Source organism: Corallococcus sp. AB032C (genome assembly GCF_003668935.1).
Lineage (GTDB): Bacteria > Myxococcota > Myxococcia > Myxococcales > Myxococcaceae > Corallococcus > Corallococcus exiguus.
The window spans coordinates 120872-136748 of record NZ_RAWP01000009.1; the positions used below are offsets into that span (position 1 = coordinate 120872).

Below are 15877 nucleotides of genomic sequence, written 5' to 3' on the forward strand. Positions count from 1 at the left end.
CGTCAGGCGCTGGCGGCCGCCACGCGCGCGCGCAGGTCCTGCTTGAGGCCCAGCGAGAAGAGCACCAGGGTGAGCAGGTACACGGGCTCGATGAAGAAGAGCTGCGGGCCGCCCAGGGACAGGCCGTGGGTCTTCTTCTCGAAGACGACGTGCGCGCCCACCACCATCGCGAAGCGGAACACCATCACGCCCACCGCGATGCCCGCGGCCGTTCCCGTGGGAAGCCCCGCCACTGCTTCCGCGGCGAGCAGCGTGGGCACCAGCGGGAGGGCCATCAGCAGGCCGGCGGTCCACTCCAGCGTCATGGCGTACACGGTTACCGCGGCCACCAGCAGGTGCGCGGCGGTGACGGGCGTGCCGGGGATGCGCACCCAGCACAACGGCACCAGCAGGGCGAACGTGAAGAGATAGGCCCCCACGAAGTGCACGGCGCGGCTGACGCCGTTCTCGTGCAGGGGCATCCAGACGCGCATCTTGTCGGCGAAGCTCATGGCCCCCCACCGTAGGCCATCCGCGCTCCGGTTGCCTCAAGTCGCCATGAGGACCGCCTTGTCCTCGCTGGCGTGCTCCGGCACGAGCACCGCGAAGCTCTCATTGCCCACGCCCGCCCAGTCCGGCGTCGTGGTGCCCGGCGTGCCGTGCATGGCCACGGAGCCCGTGCCCGGCGCCAGCGAGTCCAGCCGCTTGGCGTGGAACTCAATCTGGAACTCCACGTTGGCGATGTCGCGCTGGAGCGCCGCGCGCTCGGCGACAGTGGCCGCGGTGGGCCGTGCCGCTCATGCCCGCGATGCTGTCGTCGATGCGCTTCTGCGCCGCCTCCAGGCCGCCCAGGATGTTCTTGAGCTTCCGCACCTCCATCTTGGACTCCAGCCCCGCCGCGCCGCTTGTGAATCCGGGCGCGGTCCGAGGCCTTGGCGGTGGACGAAGGGCACGGGTGGGGACCGCCGGTGTCTGCGATTGCGCCCGGGCCACTGTACCCGTCGCGAACCGCCGGGACCGTGTTGCATTCGGATAGAGGAGATTCCGGGCAAAGTCAGACAGTTCTGTCTCAGCCCGCGAGGGTGTTTTTCCCAGGCCGCGAGAACGTACGCCCGAGGGGCGAAACACGTCGCGGAGACAGGGTTGATTGTTTATAGACGTGTCGCCCAGGCCCGTCTGGAGGCAGCACTGAAGCACTCGCACCATAAGATCCTTCCAACTCACTCAGTGTATTGGTTCCTGGCGGGCCTGGCTTTGCTCTACGTGGAGGCGGCGGCGCTCCTGGATCCCCTGGGCGTGCCCCTGCTTCCGCACCAGATGGTCCAGGACGTGCTCCGGAGCGGGTTCGGCTTCTACCTGCTCCTCCTGGGCATCCCCTGCTGCATCTGGGTCCTGGGCTGGCGGGCCCGCGACCTCTTCGCCTGGCTGCTGGCACCGCACACCCTGACGGTGGACGACGAGGGCCTGCGCGCCGACGGCACGCGGATCCGCTGGCGGGACGTGCGGGAGATCATCGAACAGCACGCGGACGACCGGGTCATCCTGCGCCACGCGGGTGGAACGCTGCGGCTTCGGCTGGACCTGTGGAGCGACCCGGACGTCCTGCACGAGTCGGTGCTGGAGCAGGTCGTGTCGCGCCTCCTGGAGCGCGTGAACCACCAGGTCTCCGCGGGGAAGCCGGTCCGCTTCGGGCCGCTCGTCCTGGGGGACATGGGGCTCATCCACCGGGGGAAGCTCTGGCGCTGGGACGACATCGAGAGCATCCGCCTCCAGGACGAGGTGGACCAGGGCTACGCGTCCCGCGAGCTGGTCATCGTCGCCCAGGGCAAGGCCCGGAAGTTCGACGAAGCGAAGGTCATCAACGCGCCAGTCCTGCTGGCCTATCTGTCAGGCCGGCTGGCCGGCTGACGCACCCACGGGCATCCCGACATGGAAATCTACCGCTCCCCCCAGTCCAAGAAGCAGGCGGAAAAGCCGCGCGCCATCTACTACTCGCGGGGCAAGCTCATCGCGGGCGTGGTCATCTGGATTGTCGCCACGGGCCTCTTCGGCGTGCTCACCGTGCGGGCGCTCCCGGTGAGCAACATCTGGATCGCCGTCGCGTTGATCACCCTGGCCTCGGCCTGGATGCTCTTCAACTGCGTCCGGGGGCTGGGGAAGCTGGACAGCCCCGTGTTGCTCATCGGCCGGGACGGCATCCGCTTCCCGGATGGCGTGCTCATCGCCTGGGGGGACATGGAGGAGAACGTCTACCTCGACCAGTCCTACATGGGCCTGCCCGTCATGAAGATGGTGCAGATCAAGACCACGCTGGCGAAGCCCCGCGTGAAGAAGCTGCGGGTCTCCGCGCTCGCCATGGACAGCGACGAGTACATGGCGCTCTGCGACAGCTACAGCCAGGGCGGCGGGGCTCCCGCCGCGCGCTGACGGAAACCCGTACGCGCTTCAGCGCAGTGGGGGACGCAGCACGAGCACGGGCCGGCGGCTCAGGGAGAGCACCTTTCGCGCCACCGACCCGAGCACGGCTTCCCTCACGCCTCCGTGGCCGCGCGAGCCCAGGCAGAGGAGCTCCGCGTCCATCCGCTCCGCGGCCTGCACGAGCGCGAGCGCCACGTCCTCGCCGTGGAGGACCTCCAGCCGCGTGGTGACCTCCCGGACCTCCAGTCCCCTCGGCACGCGCTCCAGCAGGCGCTGCTTCAGGTCGCGGTGGAGCTCCGCGCCGGCGCGCTCGGGAATCACCGTCACCAGGTGCACCTCCGCGCCCGCGGGCGCCAGCGCGAAGGCGAAGGGGATGGCCTCGTCCGCGAGCGGCGACAGGTCCGTGGCCACCAGCAGCCGCCGCACCTGGGGCAGCGGCGCCTCGCCCCGGGAGGCAGTGGGGCTCACCGGCGCCACGCCCGCCGACATGGGCGCGAGCCGCAGGGCGTGGTGCGCCACCGAGGCCAGGTTGCCCAGGGCGTTGTGCGGGTGCGTGCCCACCACGAGCAGGTCCACTTCCTGCTCGCGGGCCAGGTCCACCAGGTGGTCCGCGGCGCGTCCCACGGCCATGCGCAGGTGCACGCGCGGCGCGACGCCCAGGCCCGTGTCCGCCAGCGCCGCCACCTCGCGGTGGAGCACGGCCTCGATGCGGGGCGCCACCTCATCCAGGTTCATGGGGGTGGGCAGTCCCAGGCGCCGGCATTGCTCGAAGGCGTAATAGACATGCCCCGCCAGCAGCTCGATGGGGCCATCCGCGCCCAGCTCCGCCAGCCAGCGCCGGGCGGCCTCGCTGCCCCGTGAGCGATCCACCCCGAACATCACGCGCAGGGGCCGCGCACCCGTGAGCCAGGCCTCGAAGGGGGCGGCGTCACGGACCCGCAGGAGCGGCACGGCGCAGTTGCTCGCGATGCGCTCCAGGCTGACGCCCGAACCCAGGGCGGCGGGCTCTTCGCGGGGCGTCCCCACCACCAGCAGCCGCGCCTCGTGCGCGTCGCAGAAGACGGCCAGGGCCCGCGAGGAGCCGCTCTCCAGCAGGGAGGACTCCACCCGCGCGCCCAGCGGCTCCAGCCGCCGGAGCTCCTCGCGCAGCAGCGCCCGCAGGCCTTCGCGCACGGGCTCGGCGGCGACCCGGAGTTGATCCGGGTGGACCTGGTGGACGAGCCAGAGCGGCAGACCCCGTCGTGCGGCGATTCGCGCGGCCACCTCCGCGGCCTGACGGGAACCCTCGGAGAGGTCGGTTGCGCAGATGATGGCCATGGCTGGACTCCAGGCGGGGGGAAGGCGCCGCACCGGGGCTTTCCGGTGGGCGGGTTCGCGCTGGGAGCGCGCCCCGCTGTTGCTTCCAGGCCTCTTCAGGATGCGTGCCGTCCCGCCCCTCCGGCGTCCCCGGCCCGGCCCGCGCAAGGGTTGCGGAGCCTGGAGGCGCGCGGGCGCAAAAGCTGCGCGCCTCCGGGGGACCCGGCCCGCGTCCCCCCTCGCGGCATGGGCTTCGCAAACCGTCGCGGGCATCCCTGGCGCAGGGGCGACCCGAGATGAGCCTCCCTGGTTGGCTGGACCCCGAGCGTGGCCACCTTCTCGCTGGTGCCGCTGGACGCCGCGCACCTCGCGCTCGCCCTGGGGCTGGGGTTCATCCCGGTGAGCGTGCTGGAGCTGCGCAAGCTCCTCTTGCGCGGGATGGCGCGGGCCCGTGCGCGCGCCCCCCGCGGCGGTTGACGCGGGCGGCCTTCCGGACTTTCAGCGGGGGCGCACCTGCTCGGCCCGGACCTCCGTCGCCTCCAGGGGCTCGCCCCGCTCGAAGCGGCGGATGCTTTCGAGCGTGGTGTGGGCGATGGCGCCCAGCGCTTCACGGGTGAGGAAGGCCTGGTGCGCGGTGATGAGCACGTTGGGGAAGGTGAGCAGCCGCGCGAGCACGTCGTCCTGGAGCACCTGTCCGGAGAGGTCCTGGAAGAAGACGCCTTCCTCCTCCTCGTACACGTCCAGCCCGGCGGCCCCCAGGTGGCCCGACTTGAGCGCCGCCAGCAGGGCCTGGCTGTCGATGAGCGCCCCCCGGCCGGTGTTGATGAGCATCGCTCCGGGCTTCATCCGCGCGAGCGCCGCCGCGTCGATGAGGTGGCGCGTGCCGGGCGTGAGGGGCAGGTGCAGCGAGAGGATGTCCGCCCGGGCCAGGGCCTCCGGGAGCGCCACGGGCTCCAGGTGCAACTGCCGCGCGTCCTCTTCCTTCAGCTGGGGATCCACCGCGAGCAGCCGGCAGCCAAAGCCGTGGAAGATGCGGGCGGTGGCGCGGCCGATGCGCCCCAGCCCCACCAGGGCCACCGTCTTGCCGTGCAGGTCGAACCCCACCAGCCCGTCCAGCGAGAAGTTCCACTCGCGCACCCGCGCGTAGGCGCGGTGCACCTTGCGGTTGAGCGCGAGCACGAGCGCCGCGGTGTGCTCGGCCACGGACCGCGGTGAGTACTCGGGCACCCGGACGACGGTCATCCCCAGCCGGGCGGCCTCCGCCAGGTCCACGTGGTTGAAGCCCGCCGAGCGCAGCGCCACCAGCCGCGTGCCCCCTTTCGCCAGCGCCTGGAGGCATGGGGCGTCCAGCCGGTCATTCACGAAGGAGCACACTCCGGGGAAGCCCGCCGCCAGACCCACCGTCTGGGGCGTCAGGCGGGGCTCGAACCAGGTGAGCTCATGGCCGAACGCGGCGTTGGCCTCCTCGAAGGCGGTGCGGTCGAAGCGGTGGGTGTCGAAGAAGGCGATGCGCATGGGCGTGTCCCTTCCGGCGCGCGAAGGCGGCCGCGGGCTCCTCTCCGGACTCTGCATCCCCCATGCGCGGCGGGGACACCGGCCCCGGGGGCTGGGTGGGCGCAAGCGTTGCGCGGTGCACGGGGGCTTTCGTGCAACTCCTGCGGGGCGCGCCACGCACGGCCCGGGACAAGAGTGGCATGCATCCTGTAGAGCAACGGGGGTGGGCCGCGCGGTGTGGGGGGCCCGGGACGCGATACGGGAAATGGAGGACGCTCGATGAATGCCACGCGTGACGAGGCAGGCCAGAGGTTGCGCCAGCGGTGGCGGGCCTTGCTGGAGCTGAGGCGCAAGCACCGGGACCTGCTGCGTGAAGTCACCGGCGCCGGGGCCCCCGAGTGGGTGGACCGCGCGATGGCCCTGGAGGAGACGCGGCTGCTCGACGCGCTCGACGCTCGTGAGGCGCGGGCCCTGGAGGCGCTGGAGCGTGCGCTGGAGGACCTTCCGGCGGACGGCCTGCCCCGGTGCGAGGGCTGCGGCGCCGTCATCGAGCCCGAGCGGCTCCATGTCCTACCCGAGGCCCGGTGCTGCCCCTGGTGCGTGGTGAGCGGACGATGAGCCCGCCTCCCAAGGCCCCGGTCGCCATCGGGTGGTTCGCGCTGGGGTACTTCGCCTGCTACCTGCCCTACAGCGCGCTGACGAAGGCGCTGAGCCTGGGCGCGCTGCCGGGGATGACCGCGGGGCTGCCGGGCTTCGTGCTGCTGCCCTCCACGGCGCTGGCCACGCTCGTGGGGATGTTCGCGTACCTGGCGTGGAGCGGCGCCTTCCAGCACGCGGGGCGCCGTCGCTTCGGGCCGGTGAGCCTGCCCTGGCCGGGGCGCTGGACCTTCCTGTCGGGCCTGTGCACCACGGGCATCATCGCCACCACCACGCTGGCGTACACCTTCGACGGCACCTCCATCGTCTTCATGATGCTGCTGATGCGCGGCGGCGTGCTGGTGCTCGCGCCGCTGGTGGACGCGGTGAGCGGCCGGAGCGTCGCGTGGCCCTCCCGTGTCGCGTTGGGGGTGAGCCTGGCGGCGCTGCTCGTCGCGACGGGGCCGGGCGCGGAGCCGCGCCTCTCCCTGGTGGCGGGGCTGGACTGGGCGGTGTACGTCGTCGGCTACTTCGTGCGGCTGCGCTTCATGAGCCGGCTGGCGAAGAACCACGTCCCCGGCGCGCGCGAGCGCTACTTCGTGGAGGAGCAGATGGTGGCCGCGCCCGCGCTCGTCGTCCTGCTCGCGCTGTGGGCCCTGGCGGGCGTGGGGGGCGCGGCGGCGCAGCTGCGCGAGGGCTTCACCGGGATGTTCACGCGGCCCACGCTGGCCGTGGAGCTGGCCGTGGGGCTCCTGTCCCAGGGCAGCGGCATCTTCGGTGGGCTGGTGCTGCTGGATGCGCGGGAGAACACCTTCACCGTGCCCATCAACCGCGCCTCCAGTGTGTTCGCGGGCGTGGGCGCGACGGCCGTGCTCGCGGCGTGGCTGGGGCTCCCCGGCGTGAGCGTCCGGGAGCTGGCGGGCGCCGCGCTGGTGACGGTGGCCGTCGCGGTGCTCGCGGCGCCGGGCGTGCTCGCGGCGCGGCGCAAGCGCTCCGCTTCCCTGTCTCTTCCCCCGGCCTCCTGAAGCCCGCACGGACGAGGACTCCATGCACGGTGACCCTATGACGACCCTGGCGCGGCGGATGCTCCTGTCCCGCCGGAACGTGCTGCGTGTGTGGTGCGCGGATGCGGCGGCCCGGACGCCCGTGCGGGGCTCCCGTCTCCCGCCGCACGAACTGGAGGAGGTGGAGGCGGCGCTCGAGCGCATCGAGCAGGGCCGCTTCGGGTGTTGCGAGCGGTGTGGGGGCGCCATCGGCCGGCAGCGGCTGCTCGCCGTCCCGGAGGCGCGCTGCTGCCTGGCGTGCGCGGATGCGCGTGCCCGGGACGTGAACGCATGAAGGCCCTGGGTTCATGTCTGGTAAGCAAGGGCATGGCCCCGGAACGCATCCTGGTCGTGGATGACGAGGTGAACGCGCGGCGCGCCCTGGCCACCCTCCTCGCGGAGGAGGGGTACGAGGTGCGTGAGGCCGCGGACGGCGCGGAGGCGCTCGCCGCGCTCCCGGACTTCTCACCCTCGCTGGTGCTCACCGACGTGCGGATGCCGCGCATGGACGGCGTCACCCTGCTGCGCCGCGCGAAGGAGGACGGCAGCGACGCGGCCTTCGTGATGATGACGGCGTTCGCCACGGTGGAGGCGGCGGTGGAGGCCATGCGCCTGGGCGCGGAGAGCTACCTCACCAAGCCGCTGGACCTGAACGCCGTGCTCGTCGTGCTGGGCAAGGCGCTGGAGACGCGCCGGCTGAAGCAGGAGACGCGGCAGCTGCGGGAGCGGGTGGCGGAGCGCTTCCGCGTGGGCAACATCATCGGGGACGCGCCCGAGCTCCAGGGCGTGTATTCCCTCATCCACCAGGCGGCCCCCACGCGGGCCACGGTGCTCATCCTGGGGGAGAGCGGCACGGGCAAGGAGCTGGTGGCCCAGGCGCTGCACGAGCTCAGCCCGCGCAAGGCGCGCCCCTTCGTGAAGGTGCACTGCGCGGCGCTCAGCGAGGGCCTGCTGGAGAGCGAGCTGTTCGGCCACGAGCGGGGCTCCTTCACCGGCGCCCTGGCGCGCAAGGAGGGCCGCTTCGAGCTGGCGGACGGGGGCACCCTGTTCCTGGACGAGATTGGCGAAATCTCCCCGGCCGTGCAGGTGAAGCTGCTGCGCGTGTTGCAGGGCCGCGAGTTCGAGCGCGTGGGCGGCACGCAGACGTTGAAGGTGGACGTGCGCATCGTGGCGGCCACCCACCGCGACCTGGAGGCGGAGGTGAAGGCGGGCCGCTTCCGCGAGGACCTCTACTACCGCCTCAACGTGGTGGCGGTGACGCTGCCGCCCCTGCGCCGGCGCAAGGCGGACATCCCCGCGCTGGTGAGCCACTTCATCGAGCGCTGCAACGCGGCCCATGGCAGGGCCGTGAAGGGGCTGGCGCCCGGCACCCTGGAGGCGCTGATGAGCCACGACTGGCCGGGCAACATCCGCGAGCTGGAGAACGTGGTGGAGCGCGCCGTGGTGCTCGCGCGAGGAGAGGAGCTCACGGCGGACGACCTGCCGCCCGTGCTGCGCGGCCCCCGCCCCAGCGCGGGGAGCGGCGACCGGCTCATCCCCGGCGCGACGCTCGCCGCCATCGAACGCGAGGCCATCCTCCGCACGCTGGAGATGGTGCAGGGCTCCACCACGCGCGCCGCGGAGGTGCTGGGCATCAGCGTGCGGAAGATCCAATACAAGCTCAAGGAGTACGGCGGCGGTGGCACCGGCCCGGACGAGGAGCCGGCCGCCTCTTGAGGCCCCGCGCGCAAGGAAGGGATTCGCCATGGAAGCCAGACCTGAAGGCGTGACGGACGACGTCCTGGAGGAGCTCCAGCGCTACGTGGGCTTCTCCGCCAGCGACGGGGAGGCCCTGCGGGAGCTGCACCCCATCGCCTGCGCGCACTTCGAGCGCATCGCGGACGTCTTCTACCGGCGCATCCTCGAACACCCGGGGGCGCGCAAGGCGCTGGAGGGCGGCGAGAGCCAGGTGGGCCACCTCAAGGTGACCCTCCAGGACTGGATGGGGTCGCTGCTCCTGGGGCCGTGGGACGCGGCCTACTTCGAGCGCCGCTGCCGCATCGGACGGGTGCACGTGCGCATCCACCTGCCGCAGCACTACATGTTCGGCGCCATGAACCTGCTGCGCCAGGAGCTGACGGCAGTGATGGAGGAGTCGCTGCGCGGCGACCCCGGCCGGGTCGCCCGACTGGACCGGGCGCTGGGGAAGATCCTCGACCTGGAGCTCGCCATCATGCTGCACACGTACCGCGAGGACCTGCTGGCCCAGGGGGCCCGGGCCGAGCGGCTGGCGACCTTCGGGCAGCTGGTGGGCTCCATTGGCCACGAGCTGCGCAACCCGCTGGGCGTCATCGAGACGTCGCTCTTCATCCTCAAGGGCCGCCCCGCCGCGAAGGAGGACGCGCGCGTGGCCAAGCACCTGGACCGCATCGGGGAACAGGTGGAGGTCGCCAACCACATCGTCACCAGCCTGCTGGACATGATCCGTTCCCGCCCGCTGGTCCGCGCGCCGCTGCGGCTCGCGGAGGTCTGGGTCTCCGCGCGCGAGGCCGTCGCGCCGCCCGAACACGTGCGCGTGCGCGCCGAGGGCCTGGAGTCCCTGCCCTCGCTGGAAGGGGACGCGGTGCAGCTGCGGCAGGTCTTCGTGAACCTGCTGCAGAACGCGGTGCAGGCCCTGGGCGAGCGCGAAGGCGAGGTGTGGCTGACGGCGGACGTCCCGGAGGCCGGGGTACGGCGGATCCGTTTGGTACTGGAGGACAGCGGCCCGGGCCTGGACCCGTCCATCCGCGCGCGCGTCTTCGAGCCATTGATGACCACGAAGGCGCGCGGGCTGGGGCTGGGCCTGGCGCTCGTGCGGCGCATCCTGGAAAGGCATGGAGGCGGCATCGCGTACGCTCCCGCCGAAGCCGGAGCCGGGCCGGGCGGGGCCCGCTTCGTGGTGGAGCTTCCCCTGTCGCTGGAGCCTTCCTGATGGGCCGCTTCCTGTTGGTGGATGACAACCGGGCCTTCGCGGAGAACCTGGCGGAGATCCTCGAGGACGCAGGCCACTCGGCCACCGTGGTGGACCGGGGCGAGGCCGCGCTCCAGGCCGCGCGCGAGGAGCGCTACGACGTGCTCATCACCGACATGCGCATGGCCGGAATGAGCGGCGCCGCGCTGGTGCACCACCTGCGCCAGCGGGACCCGGGGCTTACGGCCATCGTCGTCACCGCGCACCCCGGGGAGGCCGAGCTCGCGCGAGCTCGTGCGGAGGGCGTGCTCGCGGTGCTGCCCAAGCCGGTGCCGGTGCCCGCGCTGGTGGAGCTGCTCACGCGGGCCCGCCGCGACGGACTCGTCGTGCTGGTGGAGGACGACGCCCGCCTCGCGGACAACCTCACGGAGGTGCTGCGCGAGCGCGGCTTCACGGCCGTGGTCGCGCGCTCGGTTCCGGACGTGGCGGGGCTGGAGTCCGTCCGCCCCTTCGCGGCGCTCGTGGACCTGCGCGTGCCGGGCGGCCCTGACGGCGAGGCGCTGCGCCGCGTACAGGAGCGCTTCCCTGGCACCACTCCCTTCGTCGTCACGGCCTATCCGGAGGCGCTGCCCGCGGACTTCGAGGGCCGGCTGGTCCGCAAGCCCTTCGACACCGGGGCGCTGCTCGCGGAGCTGGAGCAGGTGCACGGAGGCCGCGCGTGACGGGGCCGGGGAGCGCGGGGGAGCGTCCCCGGGTGCTGGTGGTGGATGACAACGCGGCGTTCCTGGACAACATGCGGGAGCTGCTGGAGGACCAGGGCTACGTCGTCTCCAGCGCGACGAGCTGCGCGGGGGCGCTGGAGCGGGCGCCGGCGGGCTTCGACGTGGCGCTGGTGGACGTCCGGCTGCCGGACGGAGAGGGCACGTGGCTTGCCCCCCGGCTCAAGGCGCTGGTGCCGGACGGAGAGGTGGTGCTGCTCACCGGCCTGGGCATGCTGGAGGCGGCGGTGGCCGCGGTGCACGCGGGCGCGTGCGCGTACCTGCTCAAGCCCTGCGCCACGCCGGAGCTGCTGGTGACCCTGGAGCAGGCGCTGCGCCAGGTGCGGCTGCACCGCGAGAAGCAGGCGCTGGCCCGGCGCGCGCAGATGACGGAGAAGCTGGCCGCGGTGGGCACGCTGACCGCGGGCCTGACGCATGAAATCCGCAACCCCCTCAACGCCGCCGCCCTGCAGCTCACCGTCCTGGAGCGGCGGGTGCGCAGGCTGGAGGAGTCCGTCCAGGGGCCGCTCCTGGAGCCGCTGCTGCTGGTGCGGGATGAAATCCGCCGCCTGGACCACATCCTCGAGGACTTCCTCCAGTTCGCCCGTCCACGCGAGTTCAAGTCGTGCGCCGTGGCGGTGGCGCCGCTGTTCGAGCGGGTGAGCAGCCTCCTGGCCTGGCAGGCCGAGCAGCGCGGCGTGACGCTGGAGGTGGAGCCGCCGGGCGCGTTGGAGGCGTGGGGGGAGGAGGAGCGGCTGCGGCAGGTGCTGCTGAACCTGGCGCTCAACGCGCTGGAGGCGACGCCGCGGGGAGGCCGGGTGCGCTTCAGCTCGAGCGCGCGGGGAGGGGAGGTGGCGCTCTTCGTGGACGACAGCGGGCCCGGCGTGCCGGTGGAGACGCGGGGGAGGCTCTTCGAGCCCTTCTTCACGACGAAGGCGAGCGGCAGCGGGCTGGGGCTCTCCATCGTGCACGCCATCGTCACCCAGCACGGCGGCACCCTCCAGGTGGAGGATGGGCCGTTGGGGGGCGCGCGCTTCACCTTGCAGCTGCCTGGAACACCGGGGACGGAGGCGGGATGAGGCCCAGGACGCCCCCATCCCGTCAGGCTTCTACGCGGGCAGCGAGCCCTGACCGGTGGCCAGCGTGTTCATGAAGGACTTCACCTTCTGCACGTAGGTGGCGTCGCCGGTGCCGGCGGGGATGGCGTCCGGGTTGCTCTTGTCCACGCCGTTGGGCCCGGAGTTGTAGGCGCGCAGGGCCAGCTCATCGCTGCCGAACTGCGCCTTCATGTCCTTCATGTAGAAGGCACCCGCCAGGATGTTGGTCTCCGGGTCGGAGAGGTCCTTGCCCTGGAGCTCCGGGTGCTTCGCCTGCAGCTCCCCGTAGGTGTTGGGGTTGACCTGCATCAGGCCGGTGTCCGTCAGGCCGTTGCCGCCGTTGGTGGTGACGGCCGCCAGGTCGCCGCGCGACTCCTGCCAGATTTGCGCGGCCAGCATCTCCGCCGGCATGCCCGTCTTGGCGGCGGCGGACTCGATGGCGCCGCGGAACTTCTCCAGCCCCGCGGGCAGGTTGCCGCCCAGCTTCGAGCCACCCGAGGACGAAGTCGTGGGGCCCACCACGCCGGTGTTGCCGTTGGACGCCTGCGACTGCGAAGCCGACGGGCCCACGACGCCGGTGTTGCCGTTGAGCGCCACGGGAGGCCGCGACGTGTCCTGCGGGGTGAAGCTGCTGTCGGAGAAGGACTGCGAACCCGTGCCGCACTTGCCGCCCGAGGCGCCCTGCGCACCCTGGGCTCCGGAGACACCCTGGAGCGCCTGCGCGCCGCCCGGCACGGCCTGCGCCACCAACTGCACGATGGACGTCAGCGCGGACAGCGTGTCCTGCAGCAGCTTGCCCAGCTCCGCGCCCTTGCCAGAGCCGATGTCGAAGCCGTCCTTCTGGAACGCCGCGAGCCCCGGCGAGCCCGGCTTCTGGCTGGAGGAGAACCCGTCCACGCCACCCGGACGACCCGCGAGGCGGGGGGAGGCGGCGTCCTGCACCGGCAGGCGGGACACGGAAGCAGAGGTGCTGCGGAGGGGCGAGATGGCCATGGCGGGGGACCTCGAAAGGGATTGGGTTCGGGTGAAGCGATGCAGGACCCCATAGCAGCCGGTGTGCCAGTCCCCAGGGATGGGGCGGCCGCGGGCAACCCACGGATTTCACGGGCAACGCGAAGGGGCGCTGGAGCCCGTGTGGGGCCCGTGCCTGGTGACTCCCGTCACCGGCCCGATGGCCTCCGTCATCATCCGAACCCGCCGTCACCCTTCGAATGACAGGGGGCCGCGCGTCGTGCAGAACGCTCCCATGGCCGACATCACCCACCGCACCGTCCGGACGAATGGCATTCATCTGCACCTCGCCGAGGCCGGTCAGGGCCCGCTGGTCCTGCTCCTCCATGGCTGGCCGGAGTCCGGGTACTCGTGGCGCCACCAGCTCCTGGCGCTCGCGGACGCCGGCTACCACGCGGTCGCGCCTGACGTTCGCGGCTACGGCCAGAGCGACCGGCCCGAACCCATCGAGGCGTACAGCATGAAGAACCTGCTGGCGGACTTCGTGGGCCTGCTGGATGCGTTGGGGGAGAAGACCGCGGTGGTGGTGGGCCACGACTGGGGCTCGGCGATGGCGTGGAGCTGCGCCGCGCTGCACCCGGACCGCTTCCGCGCCGTCGTGGGCATGAGCGTGCCGCACCTGGGCCGCACGCCCATGCCGCCGACCCAGCTCTTCCGGCACGTGTTCGGGGACAAGTGGTTCTACATCCTCTACTTCCAGGAGCCGGGCATCGCCGAGGCGGAGCTCGAAGCGGACATCCCGAGGACGCTCCGCATCACCCTGGGAGGCACCCCCGGCTTCGACACGAAGGCCGAGGCCGTGAAGTCGCGCCGCCAGGGCGACGGCTTCCTCACCGGCCTCCAGGCGCCGGAGTCGCTGCCCGCGTGGCTCACGGAGGCGGACCTCGCGCACTTCGCGAAGGAGCTGACGCACAGCGGCTTTCGCGGCGGGCTCAATCGCTACCGCAACATGGACCGCGACTGGGCGGAGTTGCCCGAGCTGGCGACGGCCCTCATCCAGCAGCCCGCCCTGTTCATCACCGGGGAGAAGGACCCGGGCCGCGCCTTCGCTCCGATGGACGCCATGAAGGCCCTGGTGCCGCGGCTCCAGGACGTGCTCGTCATTCCAGGCGCGGGCCACTGGATTCAGCAGGAGCGCCCCGCGGAGGTGAACGCCGCGCTGCTGGCGTTCCTGAAGTCACTGCCCGCGTGAATCCCCGTGCCGGGGCAGGCGCACGGTGAACGTGGTGCCTTCCCTGGGGGTGGAGGCGACGTCGACGGTGCCGCCGTGGGCGTCCACCAACTGCTTCACGATGTAGAGCCCCAGGCCCACGCTGCGGCCGGTGGAGCCCACCTCCGACGTCGCGCGCTGGAGGGGTTCGAAGATGCCGGGCAGCTTCTCCTGGGGAATGGGCGTGCCCTGGTTGTGGACGGACAGGCACACCCATCCGTCCTCCCCCCGGGTCGTCACCTGCACCGGGCTGGCTTCGGGGCTGTACTTGATGGCGTTGGTGACCAGGTTCTGCACCACCTGGGCAATCCGCTCGGAGTCCCACTCTCCGGTCGCGTCGCCCCGCTCCTGCACGCGCAGGGTGCGGCCTGGGTGCGCCGCATCCACCTGATCCAGCACCTGCCGGGCCACCTGGTGCAGGTTGGACGCTCGGGGCGCGATGGGGATGCCCGTGCCCAGCCGGGCCTGGGTGAAGTCGAGCAGGTCGCTCACGAGCCGCACCGCGCGGTGTACGGCGGACTGGATGCGCAGCACGGACTGGGCGGTGCGCGCGTCGAGCTCGTCGCGGCGGGCCATGGCGCTCACCGTCAGGTGGATGGCGTTGAGCGGGGTGCGCAGGTCATGGCTGACGATGCCGATGAGCTGCTGCTCGAAGTCGACGCGGTCCTGGAGTTGCTGGGCCAGGACGGCCGCGCGCTGGTGCGACCTCACCGCGTCCGTGGCGTCCCAGGCCACCGCCATGAAACCCTCGACGGCGCCGGCCATGTCCCGCATGGGCACGTGCGTGAAGTTGAAGTAGCGCTCCACCCGCTCGCCCGTCTCCGGGCGGGTGAACTCGAAGCGCTCCTCCGTGAAGACCCGGGACTCCCCCGTCTGGAAGACGGGGTCGCAGGACTTCTCGATGATGGACGGCCCCAGCTCCTCGGGCAGCACTTCTATCAGGGGCCTGCCGAGCAGCTCCCTGCACCTTCGCTCCCAGAAGCGGCACTGGACGGGGTTGGCGAACTGGATGACGTGGTGGGGGCCCCGGAAGATGGCGATGCCCACCGGGGCCTGATCGAAGATGGCGTAGAGCTTGCGGCGCTCCGCCTCCGCTTCGGCACGTGACGCCCGCTCCCGGGCAAGCAGCGCCGCGCGTTCCTCCTCCGCCTGCTTGCGCGCGGTGATGTCGAAGAAGGAGCTGACCGCACCCACGACGCGGCCATCGGGCGTGCGGAGGGGCCGGGCATTGACCGACAGCCAGATGCGGCTGCCTCCCGTCTGGTGGATGCCAACCACGTCGCCGGTCGCGTTCTCTCCCGTGCGGAGCGCGCGCATGTGGGGATGCTCTTCGCCGGGGTACGGGCTGCCGTCCTCCCGGATGGCAGCCCAGCGCGGATCGAAGGCGGTGCGGCCCCGCAGGTGGTTGGCGGACAGGCCCAGCTTCTGTTCCGCGGTGGCGTTGGCGAAGCGGATGGTCCCGTGCTCGTCGTGCAGGGTGACGCCCTCGTCCAGCGAGGCGAGGATGGCGCTCAGCCGCGCCTCGCTCTGCCGCAGGGCCTCCTCCGCCAGCTTGCGCTCGGTGACGTCCTGCGTGACCTTCACGAACCCGCAGGGCTGGCCCACGTCATCGCGCAAGAGCCACAGGTCTATGTCCGCGATGAAGAGGCTCCCGTCCTTGCGCTGCCGGGGCTCCTCGCCCTGGTAGTGCCCCGTTTCGAAGGCCTCCTTCAGCTCCGTTTCTGGACGCCCCTGCTGGCGGTAGTCCTCGGGGAAGAGCATGCGGAAGTGCTGGCCCAGGACCTCCTCGGTGCGCCAGCCCTTGATGTGCTCGGCGCCCGGGTTCCAGCTGATGATGTGCCCTTGCAGGTCGATGCCGAAGATGGCGCGGTCCTTCGCGCTCTGGACCAGGAAGCGGAAGAGCACATCCGTGTTCTGGCCTGCGTGCGTGCACTCCATGCGTGCCACGGTTCCTCCAGGTCGTGAAACACGCGAGCTGTGAGACACCGTTCCCCGCGGCACAGGGA

18 protein-coding genes are annotated in these 15877 nt (G+C 72.0%); 11 read left to right on the forward strand and 7 right to left on the reverse strand.

All coding sequences use genetic code 11. From position 1 onward, the window contains the following. Positions 1-2 precede the first annotated feature (2 nt). From D7X99_RS06010 to D7X99_RS42685, 3 genes are read right to left on the reverse strand one after another with little or no spacing between them, the layout of a single operon-like run. Complete coding sequence (locus tag D7X99_RS06010) at positions 3-491, reverse strand: DUF962 domain-containing protein (protein ID WP_121776888.1); 489 nt, start codon at positions 489-491, stop codon at positions 3-5. A gap of 36 nt (positions 492-527) precedes the next feature. After that, entirely contained in the window at positions 528-713 is a 186-nt protein-coding gene (locus D7X99_RS06015; protein WP_121776889.1) for a hypothetical protein, read from the reverse strand. Then, on the reverse strand, positions 697-858 hold the full coding sequence (locus D7X99_RS42685; RefSeq protein ID WP_158626933.1) for a hypothetical protein: 162 nt from the start codon (positions 856-858) through the stop codon (positions 697-699). Before D7X99_RS42685 ends, D7X99_RS06015 begins: the two co-directional genes overlap by 17 nt. Positions 859-1206: 348 nt before the next feature. On the opposite strand from D7X99_RS42685, the gene D7X99_RS06020 reads away from it, so the two are divergent. Beyond that, entirely contained in the window at positions 1207-1887 is a 681-nt protein-coding gene (locus tag D7X99_RS06020; RefSeq protein ID WP_233613115.1) for a hypothetical protein, read from the forward strand. 21 nt (positions 1888-1908) lie between these two features. After that, on the forward strand, positions 1909-2406 hold the full coding sequence (locus D7X99_RS06025) for a hypothetical protein (RefSeq protein ID WP_120581444.1): 498 nt from the start codon (positions 1909-1911) through the stop codon (positions 2404-2406). An 18-nt stretch (positions 2407-2424) separates the two neighbouring features. Here the strand turns inward: D7X99_RS06025 and D7X99_RS06030 are convergent, their stop codons facing one another. After that, entirely contained in the window at positions 2425-3714 is a 1290-nt protein-coding gene (locus tag D7X99_RS06030) for a universal stress protein (protein ID WP_126936429.1), read from the reverse strand. A 306-nt stretch (positions 3715-4020) separates the two neighbouring features. On the opposite strand from D7X99_RS06030, the gene D7X99_RS42690 reads away from it, so the two are divergent. Then, positions 4021-4170, forward strand: coding sequence for a hypothetical protein (locus D7X99_RS42690; RefSeq protein ID WP_158626934.1), 150 nt, complete (start codon positions 4021-4023; stop codon positions 4168-4170). A 21-nt stretch (positions 4171-4191) separates the two neighbouring features. On the opposite strand, the gene D7X99_RS06035 is transcribed toward D7X99_RS42690, so the two are convergent. Beyond that, positions 4192-5208 (reverse strand): 2-hydroxyacid dehydrogenase, encoded by a 1017-nt coding sequence (locus tag D7X99_RS06035; protein ID WP_121776891.1) that lies wholly within the window; start codon positions 5206-5208, stop codon positions 4192-4194. Between the two features lie 258 nt (positions 5209-5466). On the opposite strand from D7X99_RS06035, the gene D7X99_RS06040 reads away from it, so the two are divergent. From D7X99_RS06040 to D7X99_RS06070, 7 genes are read left to right on the forward strand one after another with little or no spacing between them, the layout of a single operon-like run. Then, complete coding sequence (locus D7X99_RS06040; protein WP_121776892.1) at positions 5467-5805, forward strand: hypothetical protein; 339 nt, start codon at positions 5467-5469, stop codon at positions 5803-5805. Then, positions 5802-6848 carry a hypothetical protein gene (locus D7X99_RS06045; RefSeq protein ID WP_121776893.1) on the forward strand — a complete coding sequence of 349 codons (1047 nt, stop codon included), beginning with the start codon at positions 5802-5804 and terminating at the stop codon, positions 6846-6848. The genes D7X99_RS06040 and D7X99_RS06045 overlap by 4 nt, the downstream gene beginning before the upstream one ends. A 22-nt stretch (positions 6849-6870) precedes the next feature. Next, positions 6871-7161 carry a TraR/DksA C4-type zinc finger protein gene (locus D7X99_RS06050; RefSeq protein ID WP_121776894.1) on the forward strand — a complete coding sequence of 97 codons (291 nt, stop codon included), beginning with the start codon at positions 6871-6873 and terminating at the stop codon, positions 7159-7161. Positions 7162-7193: 32 nt separating this feature from the next. Then, positions 7194-8582 carry a sigma-54 dependent transcriptional regulator gene (locus tag D7X99_RS06055; RefSeq protein ID WP_121776895.1) on the forward strand — a complete coding sequence of 463 codons (1389 nt, stop codon included), beginning with the start codon at positions 7194-7196 and terminating at the stop codon, positions 8580-8582. A gap of 28 nt (positions 8583-8610) precedes the next feature. Next, a complete protein-coding gene (locus D7X99_RS06060) occupies positions 8611-9816 on the forward strand; it encodes a protoglobin domain-containing protein (RefSeq protein WP_216671959.1) in 1206 nt (401 codons plus the stop codon). Beyond that, positions 9816-10517 carry a response regulator gene (locus D7X99_RS06065; RefSeq protein WP_121776896.1) on the forward strand — a complete coding sequence of 234 codons (702 nt, stop codon included), beginning with the start codon at positions 9816-9818 and terminating at the stop codon, positions 10515-10517. The genes D7X99_RS06060 and D7X99_RS06065 overlap by 1 nt, the downstream gene beginning before the upstream one ends. Then, positions 10514-11632, forward strand: a complete 1119-nt coding sequence (locus D7X99_RS06070) for a sensor histidine kinase (RefSeq protein ID WP_233613123.1) — start codon at positions 10514-10516, stop codon at positions 11630-11632. Before D7X99_RS06065 ends, D7X99_RS06070 begins: the two co-directional genes overlap by 4 nt. A 30-nt stretch (positions 11633-11662) precedes the next feature. Here D7X99_RS06070 and D7X99_RS06075 read toward each other — a convergent pair whose 3' ends face one another. Beyond that, entirely contained in the window at positions 11663-12643 is a 981-nt protein-coding gene (locus tag D7X99_RS06075; protein ID WP_121776897.1) for a lytic transglycosylase domain-containing protein, read from the reverse strand. A gap of 253 nt (positions 12644-12896) precedes the next feature. Here D7X99_RS06075 and D7X99_RS06080 point away from each other — a divergent pair, with 253 nt between their 5' ends. Continuing rightward, a complete protein-coding gene (locus tag D7X99_RS06080; RefSeq protein WP_121776926.1) occupies positions 12897-13853 on the forward strand; it encodes an alpha/beta fold hydrolase in 957 nt (318 codons plus the stop codon). Here the strand turns inward: D7X99_RS06080 and D7X99_RS06085 are convergent. Beyond that, positions 13839-15809 (reverse strand): PAS domain-containing sensor histidine kinase, encoded by a 1971-nt coding sequence (locus D7X99_RS06085; RefSeq protein WP_121776898.1) that lies wholly within the window; start codon positions 15807-15809, stop codon positions 13839-13841. The genes D7X99_RS06080 and D7X99_RS06085 overlap by 15 nt on opposite strands. Between the last annotated feature and the right edge of the window lie 68 nt (positions 15810-15877).

Bases quoted from the DNA above. Each gene is read 5' to 3' on its own strand.
- D7X99_RS06010 (WP_121776888.1), bottom strand. From the start codon at position 491: ATGAGCTTCGCCGACAAGATGCGCGTCTGGATGCCCCTGCACGAGAAC.
- D7X99_RS42685 (WP_158626933.1), bottom strand. From the start codon at position 858: ATGGAGGTGCGGAAGCTCAAGAACATCCTGGGCGGCCTGGAGGCGGCG.
- D7X99_RS06025 (WP_120581444.1), top strand. From the start codon at position 1,909: ATGGAAATCTACCGCTCCCCCCAGTCCAAGAAGCAGGCGGAAAAGCCG.
- D7X99_RS06030 (WP_126936429.1), bottom strand. From the start codon at position 3,714: ATGGCCATCATCTGCGCAACCGACCTCTCCGAGGGTTCCCGTCAGGCC.
- D7X99_RS06035 (WP_121776891.1), bottom strand. From the start codon at position 5,208: ATGCGCATCGCCTTCTTCGACACCCACCGCTTCGACCGCACCGCCTTC.
- D7X99_RS06040 (WP_121776892.1), top strand. From the start codon at position 5,467: ATGAATGCCACGCGTGACGAGGCAGGCCAGAGGTTGCGCCAGCGGTGG.
- D7X99_RS06045 (WP_121776893.1), top strand. From the start codon at position 5,802: ATGAGCCCGCCTCCCAAGGCCCCGGTCGCCATCGGGTGGTTCGCGCTG.
- D7X99_RS06050 (WP_121776894.1), top strand. From the start codon at position 6,871: ATGCACGGTGACCCTATGACGACCCTGGCGCGGCGGATGCTCCTGTCC.
- D7X99_RS06055 (WP_121776895.1), top strand. From the start codon at position 7,194: ATGGCCCCGGAACGCATCCTGGTCGTGGATGACGAGGTGAACGCGCGG.
- D7X99_RS06060 (WP_216671959.1), top strand. From the start codon at position 8,611: ATGGAAGCCAGACCTGAAGGCGTGACGGACGACGTCCTGGAGGAGCTC.
- D7X99_RS06065 (WP_121776896.1), top strand. From the start codon at position 9,816: ATGGGCCGCTTCCTGTTGGTGGATGACAACCGGGCCTTCGCGGAGAAC.
- D7X99_RS06075 (WP_121776897.1), bottom strand. From the start codon at position 12,643: ATGGCCATCTCGCCCCTCCGCAGCACCTCTGCTTCCGTGTCCCGCCTG.
- D7X99_RS06080 (WP_121776926.1), top strand. From the start codon at position 12,897: ATGGCCGACATCACCCACCGCACCGTCCGGACGAATGGCATTCATCTG.
- D7X99_RS06085 (WP_121776898.1), bottom strand. From the start codon at position 15,809: ATGGAGTGCACGCACGCAGGCCAGAACACGGATGTGCTCTTCCGCTTC.